The sequence below is a fragment of the Caenibacillus caldisaponilyticus genome (assembly GCF_002003465.1).
Taxonomy (GTDB): Bacteria; Bacillota; Bacilli; order Bacillales; family Sporolactobacillaceae; genus Caenibacillus; species Caenibacillus caldisaponilyticus.
Map to the genome: position 1 here is coordinate 18,706 of NZ_BDDQ01000025.1, position 9,006 is coordinate 27,711.

Consider the following 9,006-nt stretch of genomic DNA (forward strand, 5'->3'; position numbering starts at 1 on the left):
TTATTGCATATCCCGTTTTCCCCGAGGTTTTGTTTTTATAAGGCGAGGCGTTCTTGCTCATAGTGAATGCACTTACCCTCATTTTCGGTTTCCATTTCGTTTAAAAAGGTTGGATGTTTTTGTTTTGAGAGGAGCGGTCCCCGGCAAAGGGATCACGTTTTTTCAGGAAATCGCCCCGCGGCAGCACTGCCGCGGGGCGGTTTAAGTTTTTACATCGCTTTTTCGGAAGCCTGAGGCGCGGCGGACAAGCCGCGGGTTGCGGCGCTCACGGCAGTGAGGACGACCGCGTTGACGATCAGCGCGATGATGCCGACGTTGATGTCCTGAATCGCTTGCGGCAAGAACGGAAAGAGACGGCCGACGGAGGTTTCGCTGATGGTGATGGCGGCGACCGTCGCGACGCCGGCGACGATGCCGGCGAACGCGCCCGCTTTGGTTACGAAATTTTTCTTCATTAAACTGAATACGAGCGCCGGAAAAAGCTGCGTGACCAAATTGTAACCCATGAGCAGCAAGGCGACGATCGTCGCGCCGCCTTGAAAGGTAAAATACAGAGCGATCAGGGCGACGACGGGAACGAGATATTTCGCGGTTTTGGTGATCCGCTCTTCGGAGGCGTTCGGTTGGAACACTTTAAAGACGTTGTTTGCCAAGAGCGTTGCCGCGCTCATCAAAATCATCGAGCCTGGTACCAAGGCGGTGAGCACGCCGGCGGCGCCGATGATGCCGACAAACCACGGGTCAAAGGTTTTGATCGATAACCGCAAGAGGGCGAGATCACCGTCCGAACCGGTCAGCCCCGGCACCTGTAAGATTGCGGCGAAGCCGACGAAGAACACAAAGACCAAGATCAGCTGATAAAGCGGCAAAAAGATCGCGTTTTTGCGAAACACTTTTTCCGTTTCGGCGGAATAAATCGATCCGAACGTATGCGGCCACATATAAAACCCCAATGCCGTCAGCAGCACCGTCGAGGCGAACCACGTCGGGCTCATGCCGGCGTCCGCAAGCGCCAGAAAACCGGGCTTGGCTTTTTCGATCGCTTCAAACATCGGTTGAAATCCGCCGTAATAATGGATCGGCAAATAAATGCCGAGGAAAATCACGATCAGCAAAATCATCGTGTCCTTGAGCACGGCCGTCCACGCCGAGCCGTGGATGCCCGAGATGATGACATAAGCGGTCACGGCGATGACGCTGATCCAGATCGCGGCCGTCGGTGAGATCGAGCCATAGGAGGCCTCCGAGACAATAATGCCGAGCCCTTTCAGTTGAAGGATGAAGTAAGGCACCATGGCGACGACGCCGACGAGCGAGACGAGCACGCCGAGGGCGGGGCTTTGATATTTGCTTACGAAAAAGTCCGATTGCGAGACGAGCCGCTGTTCTTTGGCGTAACGCCAAATTTTCGGCAGCATGAAGTACGACATGACGTAGGCCAGGCAGCCGTAAGCCAAGATGTAAAAGGTGGCCCCGCCTTTGCCGTAGGCCCAACCGCTCCCGCCGAGAAAGGTAAACGTCGTGTAGATTTCGCCGGCCATTAAAATGAAGACAAAAATGGTTCCGAAGCCGCGTCCCGCTACCGCCCATTGTTCAAGGTTCATGTCCTTGCCCCGTTTGGCTTGAATGCCGAGAAAAAGCGAGAGCAGGAGAAAGAGGAAGATGATGACCAGCGCGGCGTTCATGATCCATCCCCTTCTTTATTGGCCGGATCGGTTTTATAGATGATCGCCATAATGATGGAGGTCAGAACGACCCACAGGATGCACCAAAACATGAGAAAAGGCAAGCCGAACACAAAGGGCGTGACGCGGTTGGCAAAATAAACGCCGACCAACAAGCCGATAAACGGGAGCACGGTCAACCATTTGAATGTGCTCATGGTGCAGCCTCCTTATGATTGATGAAATGAAACGCGACATGACCTGCAATGGATGATCGATCTTGATGCAAGCGAAACATTCAGTGACCGTTTAAAAACTTGAACGCGGCATGCACAAACAGTTTCACGCCGTTTTCCAAAGCGTCTTCATCGATGGTGAAGCGTTCGTGGTGGTGCGGGTATACTATGCCTTTAACGGGATTGCCGCAGCCGACATAAAAGAAGTTGCCGGGGGCTTTTTGCTGGAACGCCGAGAAGTCTTCACCGCCCATGTTCGGCTGCAAACGGGCGATCGCCTCTTCGCCGAAGACGTCGCGGACGGCTTCTTCCATCATTGCCGTTACACCGCGATCGTTGATCACCGGCCGGTAGCCTTCTTCGTATTTAAAATCGTAGTCGGCGCCATGAGCAGCGGTTATGCCTTGGATCACGCGCTCCATGAGCTTCGGGACGTTTTTGCGGAGGCCGGCGTCGAAACTGCGCACCGTCCCGACGAGTTCCACGGAGCCGGGAATGACGTTATGCGTCGTTCCGCCTTGAATTTTAGTGACGGAAACGACGAGCGGGTCGAGCGGATTGGTCTGGCGGCTTACGACGTGCTGCAAGTTGGTGATGACTTGCGCGGCGATCGCGATGCTGTCGACGGTTTGATGTGGCATCGCCGCGTGGCCGCCTTTGCCTTTGATGGTGATGTAAAAGGTGTCGGGTGCGGCCATCATCGGTCCGTAAACGATGCCGATTTTCCCGGTTTCCAGCGGTGACCAAAGGTGGGCGCCGATGACGGCGTCGACGCCGTCCATGACGCCGGCTTGCACCATTTCTTCGGCGCCGCCGGGGGCGAGTTCTTCGGCGTGCTGGAACAATAAGCGGACTTCGCCGTTCAGCTCGTCCTTAAGTCCGGACAACACTTTCGCCGCCCCGAGCAGCATGGCCGTATGCCCGTCGTGTCCGCACGCGTGCATGACGCCCGGATTTTTCGAGGCAAATGGAAACGTGTTTTTTTCCTCAATGGGCAGGGCGTCCATGTCCGCCCGGATGGCCAGTGTCTTTCCGGGCTGTTTCCCGATGATGCGACCGACGACGCTCGTTCGGGTCGGCCGCGACAGCTCGATATTTCCAAACGATTTTAAAGTGTCATAGACGAATTGCGAGGTGTTTTCTTCATGAAAAGACAACTCGGGATGCGCGTGCAAAAACCGGCGCCATTCGATGACTTGCTCGGTCACGGATTCGGACAATTCCTTCAGCGTTTGGCTCGTTGTGGTCACTGGCATCACTCCCCTTTATTTTGTTTCCCGTATTATACAACATTTTTAAAATGATATGTATTTTTTAAATATAGTTATTTTGTCCTAAATCATTGTGACAACTCCTTGGCGTTAAACCTTCATATTCTGCTTTGAAGCGGCCACGCGCTTATCGATCGCCGTGTGATTTTCATTTGAAGCTGCTGTTTGCAAACCGTGCGGTGAAAAAATGAGTGACCAGGAATTTTCATTTTTCATTGGTAATAACAACATGACGATTTACGGTGCCTAAAAAAGAAATGAATCGGCTTCGGAGGCTGGGAGTTTAAGATGAAAAGAAATGGGGATGTCGACTGAAGAGCGGTTCGGTTATTATAAAATCAAAAGAAAAAGCAAGCGGGAGGGAATGGGGTGGCACCGCAAACGGTTCATGGAAAGACGTTGGAACAGTGGAAGCGGGAATACCCGCTTTTAGAGAAAGTGGTCAAGTGTGAAGAAGTTTTTTGGGAAAATCCGCGATATGGCGAAAAAACGGAGGCCGAGGGCGTGACTTGGGACGGCATGCTGGCGGCGGCGGATCGCTTGCGGCGCTTTGCCCCCTATATCCAAGCGGTTTTTCCGGAAACCGCCGAGGCAGGCGGCCTCATCGAATCGCCGCTCATCGATATCCCGAACATGCGGGAGCGAATGGCCGAAGTCTATCATTTGCGCCTGCGCGGCAAACTTTTATTAAAATGCGACAGCCACCTGCCGATTTCGGGGTCGATCAAAGCCCGGGGCGGCATCTATGAAGTATTGAAACATGCGGAAACCCTCGCCCTTCAACACGGGTTGTTGTCTCCCTCGGATTCGTACGCCGTTTTCAACAGCGACCGGTTCAGGCGCTTTTTTTCGCAATTTCGCATTGTCGTCGGCTCGACGGGAAATTTGGGATTAAGCATCGGCATCATGGGGGCGGCGCTCGGGTTTCGGGTGACGGTGCACATGTCGCAAGATGCCAAACAATGGAAAAAAGAGTTGTTGCGGAGCAAAGGGGTCACCGTCATCGAACATCCGTCCGATTACAGCCAAGCGGTTGAAGAAGGACGGAAGCAGGCGGCCGCCGATCCGGCCTGTTATTTTATCGACGATGAACATTCCCGGGATCTTTTTTACGGCTACGCGGTCGCCGCGCTCCGCTTGCAGGAGCAGCTCCGCGGATTGGGCATCGCCGTGGATGCCGATCATCCGTTGTTTGTTTATTTGCCGTGCGGCGTCGGCGGCGGTCCGGGCGGCGTGACGTTCGGTCTGAAGCAAGTGTTCGGCGAGCACGTCCATTGTTTCTTTGCCGAACCGACCCATTCGCCGTGCTTTCTCATCGGGCTGATGACCGGCCTTCATGACCGGGTGTCCGTGTTCGATTTCGGGCTGGATAATCAAACGGCCGCCGACGGGCTCGCGGTCGGCCGCCCCTCCGGATTCGTCGGCAAGGCCGTCGGCCACTTGATCAGCGGATGTTATACGGTGAGCGATGACCGTCTGTTTGCTTTCCTGCGCGATCTTGCCGATGCGGAAAACGTTTATCTGGAGCCCTCGGCGCTCGCCGGTTGTTACGGTCCCGTTCAACTGGTGTGCCAGCCCGCCGGCCAGCATTACCTGGAACAACATCATCTTGTTGAAAAAATGGATCGCGCCTGCCACATCATCTGGGCCACCGGCGGCAGCATGGTCCCGGAGGCAGTGATGAAGGCGTATTATGAACGGGGAAAATGAAAGACGATCAATGTTTTTTCACGGTTAATTTCATACGAGGTAACAAGTATCAGTCTGTTGGGCTTATGTAATATTAAATATACCAGTCAAACACAATTCGCAAAAAACGATAAATGGCAAAGGATTTTTTATAAAGTTGTCGAAGTTATAAATGCTTGTTCCTTAGTTTTTGTTGATGAAGAAATTGTATAATGGTTTTCGAAACAAATTATAAAGAAGGGGAATGCTATGGTAATGTCAATACTCAACATGAGGGAGGATTATCAAATTAATCAGCCGCTCGGGTTTAACACTCACATACTGTTAGAAGCGCTTCAAAAAATGAAAAACCATGAAGGATTGGATGAACTGGAAGCCGCAACAATGAAATATACCGTGGATTTCTTGTCCGTCGTGATCTCGTTTTGCGAAGGAGAAAATAAGCGTTATATGGCAGGCATGTCCGGTCCGGAAGCATTTAGTTTGTTCGTAAGGACGCTTGCCGAATCATTCACATTGGAAGGAGTAAAGCAGCAAGCCGAAGATTTTAAAAACTTGCTTGACACACTAAATCAATGTGGTTCTATTTCTGACCAAGAATGGAACAAATTAAATAAATGGATACATTCCTTGATGGACATAGAATATCAATGGAGCAGTGCTGAAAGATTTTCCAGATGGAGGCTTTAAGATGTTAACCTCCGAATTGTCCTATTTAAATGGTTTGATCAATGACTTATATGATTTTGAAGAGGAATTGAAAAGGCTTTCTTTAAAAGTATACCCCTCACCGGTGCTGAAGCAATTTATTACCAAAGAATTAATACCCATCGTCTTGAATATAAGGGATATTTTTATTAAAGATAAAGCGAAATTGGATGAGGATCCTCACTACAACATTTCCGCAAAAACAAAGGCTGCCGAAATTATATGGTCCAGTGGGTATTTACAGCATTTTGCTTGGGCAATCTCCGAATCCAACATCAAATCTTATCCGCTGGAAATTATGAGCTTTTTTAAGGATTTGATTCATGAATTAGATACAAGTAACTTTGAAATACTAGCAGTCCCAAGTCATGAAATTAATTTCTCGTTTAGTGAAGTATGGTTACCATTAAAGGATTATTTAGAAAAAAACATCGGTTTGAAGTCCAATAATGAAACGCTTCTTATTAAATTAACATTCCCGCATACACATCGTCATAATCTGTTTTTATCTTGTATTTATGCACACGAAATCGGTCATTATTTTGATCGGAGAAATGATTTCTGGGGCGATATATTTACCAAGGTTATCAAAGACAGGTTTATTTTGAAGAAATTCAAGCCGATTTTGCGCACAAGCAGCGATGTCGATAATGATGCCATACGGATTGTCATTTTACAAAAGGTTTTAGGATCTTGGATTAGGGAAGCGATAGCCGATTGCTTTGCGGTTTGTTTACTGGGTCCTGCATATGTCTACTCAACTATGGAATTCAATATTTTTTCGAGCGGACGGCAACAATTTCATAACAATTTGCTTATGAATATTTATAGTTTAACCCATCCTCCTAATCATTTACGGAACAATTTTCAAGTGAAGTTGTTAAAGGAACTCGGATTATTCCGAGTTTTAAATAACAGACTAAAAAATGAAATTACAGAATATAATGATCAGATAAATAAATCAGCATCATATTATCGGGATTCTGAAACACGTTTAGATTTAGATGATACTCTTTATTTGGTAGAAAATAAGGAATTCTACGATGTTATAGAAGAACTTTGGAAATCAACGTTAACACCTATTAAATCTCGAGTAAAAAGCTTTTTAAAAAATAATGTGATGACACCTAAGCAAGTGGAGGAGGCTTTACGTCTTGCGGAGGAGCGAATCAAATTAGCCGTGCCTCCAAATGAGTATGAAGGTAAGGCGGCAAGTGTTCCGGCCATACTAAATGCCGGATGGTTTGCCAGATTGCAATATCGTGCTGATATGGAAAAAGTGTTAAATAACATTAAAGGTGAAAAAGCCGATTATAATTTTCTCGAGAACTTAAATAGCTTGATAAGATATGCTCTTTATGCTTCACAAGTGCATAAGAGGTGGCAAGAATAGTGGGGATTTTAACCTCTGATAAGATAAAGGAATATTTTCTTAAATCCAGTGATGATAAGTTGATTGTTACTCCGATATTAGATCCCGATACTCAGTTAGGATTGACGACGATCGATTTAAGATTGGGCCCTAAATTCAAAGTGGATTTAAGGACGAGGGAACCGGTGATCGATTTAAATGACGAACGCCCGATTGAAACCTTTTTTGACCATACCTATCGAAATTTTGGCGAGCGGTTTTTGCTTTATCCAAATCAGCTCGTTTTGGCATCAACGTTTGAGTATGTCAAATTACCGAAAGATTTATTTGGGCTTTTAATTACCCGGTCGTCATGGAATCGATTGGGAATAAATCTCACTTCGATTGTACAACCCGGCTATGCAGGGGTTCTAACGTTGGAATTAATGAATAAATCATCCAATCCAATTGCCCTTTATGTCGGTTTAAGATTGGTCCAACTTTGTTTATTTACGGTTGAGGGGACAAACAGCGATCAATATATTACGCAATCTATATCCAAATATGTCGCTCATTCGGAGCCTAAAACCTCCAATATATCTGAAGATAAGGATATAGAAATATTAAATAACAAATTTCGGAACACCATACGGCATTAATTTGTCTTGTAAGATATCAATGTTTGATTTAGCGCTGAACGTTATAACCACGTTTGCGAATTTTGAGATTCCCCCTAGTAATTCTATTAGGTAATTTTCCTCTTGGTTTAATCGGCGTTGCATATTCATCTTGTCGGACGAAATGCCCGCCACAAATGTGATGAAATCAATGACTACTTCGCAGATTGAAATAAAAGTGCACTACCCCCGAATGCGTGCATTTTTGCATTTTTGCGTTTTCAAGTCGATGGCAACGAGGACGTGATGCCAAACGCTTTTTGACCGCCTCCGTAGTATTGCAGGAACGCATGGCATGCGGGGGAGTGAAGTGATCCCATAAAGTTAGACAGGCCATTTTATTAAGCGCCTTTCTGGGCTTGAGTTCGGTATCGAGTCGGACTCAAGCTTTTTATTTTAGTCTTTTAAGCCTTCAAATTCTTTTTCAAACATCTTTGAAACAAGAGTATATCTAGATCTTGAATCGATCGTATAGGCGATGATTTTTCCATTAAATATAGGTAATAAATAGAGCCTTTAATCAAACCAATTTAACTCTGTAATATCTGTGACCGGTCAAGTCCATTTTATTGTGTAAATTTCCCTTTGATAGAAACATGGACCTGATGACTTGATGGATGGCAGGTAAGTCCGGCAAGGCGACCGGCAGGGAGACTTGCCGGACAAACAATCATGTTGTCAATGAACAGGCGTGTCAAGGCGCTTTCGCGGCATATCCTCGCTTCGCTGCGGTATTCCACGTTCCCCTTGACACGACAAAGTCATTATCCCACTTTCTTGATCGTGGAAACTTTCTCGTTCATCGTTTGAACTTCTTGACTTTTCGTTTTTCGCCACTGCCAATAGTCGGACATATCCAGGTATTTGCGTCCCGATATCCATTTTTCGTCCATTTCGATCAACACGGCGCTTACGAGGCGATACACGGATTCCCGGTTCGGAAAAATGCGGATCACCCGTTCTCTGCGACGGATTTCTTCGTTCAGCCGTTCCACCCCGTTGGTCGTGCGCAGACGCCGCCGATAACGCTCCGGATCGTCCAAGACAGCCGTGGCGTCTTCGAATCCCTCTTCGAGGATTTGCATGGCTTTTGGGGCTTTCTCCTCCCATTTGGCCAGCACTTGTTCCAATAACAGCCGGGCCGCCTGCTTATTGGGGGCGTGAAGAATCCCGCGAATCTCCTCAAGCAAGGCATCCTGCATATACTTTGGTGCGGCATCGAGGATATTGCGAATAAAATGTGTCTGGCATCGCTGCCACGTCGCGCCTTGGAAATGCTTTTCAATCGCTTGCACCAGCCCGCCGTGTTGATCCGAGATGATCAAGTCCACTCCCCGGAGTCCCCGGTCTTTCAGCCATCCGAAGAACTCGCTCCAGCTGGACTCCGATTCACTGTTTCCGATTTGCAGA

8 protein-coding genes are annotated in these 9,006 nt (G+C 47.8%); 4 read left to right on the plus strand and 4 right to left on the minus strand.

What is annotated here, in order from left to right; all coding sequences use genetic code 11:
• Window positions 1-209 precede the first annotated feature (209 nt).
• The 3 genes from CCB157_RS08220 to CCB157_RS08230 form a co-directional block, all read right to left on the minus strand.
• A complete protein-coding gene (locus CCB157_RS08220; protein WP_077615434.1) occupies window positions 210-1,685 on the minus strand; it encodes a sodium:solute symporter family protein in 1,476 nt (491 codons plus the stop codon).
• Window positions 1,682-1,882: a DUF3311 domain-containing protein gene (locus tag CCB157_RS08225; protein ID WP_077615435.1), complete on the minus strand. Its 201-nt coding sequence runs from the start codon at window positions 1,880-1,882 to the stop codon at window positions 1,682-1,684. The genes CCB157_RS08220 and CCB157_RS08225 overlap by 4 nt, the downstream gene beginning before the upstream one ends.
• Before the next feature lie 80 nt (window positions 1,883-1,962).
• Complete coding sequence (locus tag CCB157_RS08230) at window positions 1,963-3,150, minus strand: M20 family metallopeptidase (protein ID WP_238594641.1); 1,188 nt, start codon at window positions 3,148-3,150, stop codon at window positions 1,963-1,965.
• 390 nt (window positions 3,151-3,540) lie between these two features.
• On the opposite strand from CCB157_RS08230, the gene dsdA reads away from it, so the two are divergent.
• The 4 genes from dsdA (at window position 3,541) to dcd (ending at window position 7,578) form a co-directional block, all read left to right on the plus strand.
• Window positions 3,541-4,881 (plus strand): D-serine ammonia-lyase, encoded by a 1,341-nt coding sequence (gene dsdA, locus CCB157_RS08235; protein WP_077615437.1) that lies wholly within the window; start codon window positions 3,541-3,543, stop codon window positions 4,879-4,881.
• 228 nt (window positions 4,882-5,109) lie between these two features.
• Complete coding sequence (locus tag CCB157_RS08240) at window positions 5,110-5,550, plus strand: hypothetical protein (RefSeq protein ID WP_077615438.1); 441 nt, start codon at window positions 5,110-5,112, stop codon at window positions 5,548-5,550.
• Between the two features lies 1 nt (window position 5,551).
• A complete protein-coding gene (locus tag CCB157_RS08245; RefSeq protein ID WP_077615439.1) occupies window positions 5,552-6,961 on the plus strand; it encodes a hypothetical protein in 1,410 nt (469 codons plus the stop codon).
• Window positions 6,961-7,578, plus strand: coding sequence for a dCTP deaminase (gene dcd, locus CCB157_RS08250; protein WP_158077251.1), 618 nt, complete (start codon window positions 6,961-6,963; stop codon window positions 7,576-7,578). The genes CCB157_RS08245 and dcd overlap by 1 nt, the downstream gene beginning before the upstream one ends.
• A gap of 782 nt (window positions 7,579-8,360) precedes the next feature.
• On the opposite strand, the gene CCB157_RS08255 is transcribed toward dcd, so the two are convergent.
• On the minus strand, window positions 8,361-9,006 hold a 646-nt coding region (locus tag CCB157_RS08255), incomplete at its 5' end, for an IS256 family transposase (RefSeq protein WP_193432277.1).

Excerpts from the sequence above, each read along its gene's own strand:
- CCB157_RS08240 (WP_077615438.1), top strand. The coding sequence starts at position 5,110 with ATGGTAATGTCAATACTCAACATGAGGGAGGATTATCAAATTAATCAG.
- CCB157_RS08225 (WP_077615435.1), bottom strand. The coding sequence starts at position 1,882 with ATGAGCACATTCAAATGGTTGACCGTGCTCCCGTTTATCGGCTTGTTG.
- CCB157_RS08220 (WP_077615434.1), bottom strand. The coding sequence starts at position 1,685 with ATGAACGCCGCGCTGGTCATCATCTTCCTCTTTCTCCTGCTCTCGCTT.
- CCB157_RS08245 (WP_077615439.1), top strand. The coding sequence starts at position 5,552 with ATGTTAACCTCCGAATTGTCCTATTTAAATGGTTTGATCAATGACTTA.